Source organism: Kitasatospora sp. SC0581 (assembly GCF_048159585.1).
Taxonomy (GTDB): domain Bacteria; phylum Actinomycetota; class Actinomycetes; order Streptomycetales; family Streptomycetaceae; genus Kitasatospora.
The window spans coordinates 1-387 of sequence record NZ_JBLRWA010000201.1 but is presented as its reverse complement, the minus strand read 5'-3'; the positions used below and the strand labels follow the sequence as shown (position 1 = coordinate 387).

Below are 387 nucleotides of genomic sequence, written 5' to 3'. Positions count from 1 at the left end.
CAGCGTCACGTTCAGTGTCGCGCTGCCGAGGCCCAGCCAGCCGGCCTCCGTTCCGTCCGGCCGGGCGACGGGCGCCCAGATCGAGCCGATCGCCGAGATCGCCGCATACCCGGCGTACATCGCCGGAAGGGCGACGGCGCCCGAGGGGAGGGTCAACGCGACGGCGGACAGGTAGAAGACGGCTCGTTCCTCGACGGCTCCCGCTACGGCCAGACCCGCGACCAGCGCAACGTAGGCCGCTGCCGTGACTTTTCCGTACGTACGCCTCAGCATCGGCCCCCACCCCGCGACTCCGCCCTGGGGTCAGGGTAGAGCGGGTTCCGCCGGCGACCCACCGCCGGCGCCCCGAATGTCAACCGCGGGCTGTGCGCCCCGGCCTCCGGCGGG

At 73.6% G+C, this 387-nt stretch carries 1 protein-coding gene; it reads right to left on the bottom strand.

Going from position 1 to position 387, the window contains the following annotated elements; translation table 11 throughout:
• Nucleotides 1-273, bottom strand: a 273-nt coding sequence (locus ACLWS4_RS37780; RefSeq protein WP_416876540.1) for a hypothetical protein, incomplete at its 3' end; no start/stop codon positions are given.
• Nucleotides 274-387 lie beyond the last annotated feature (114 nt).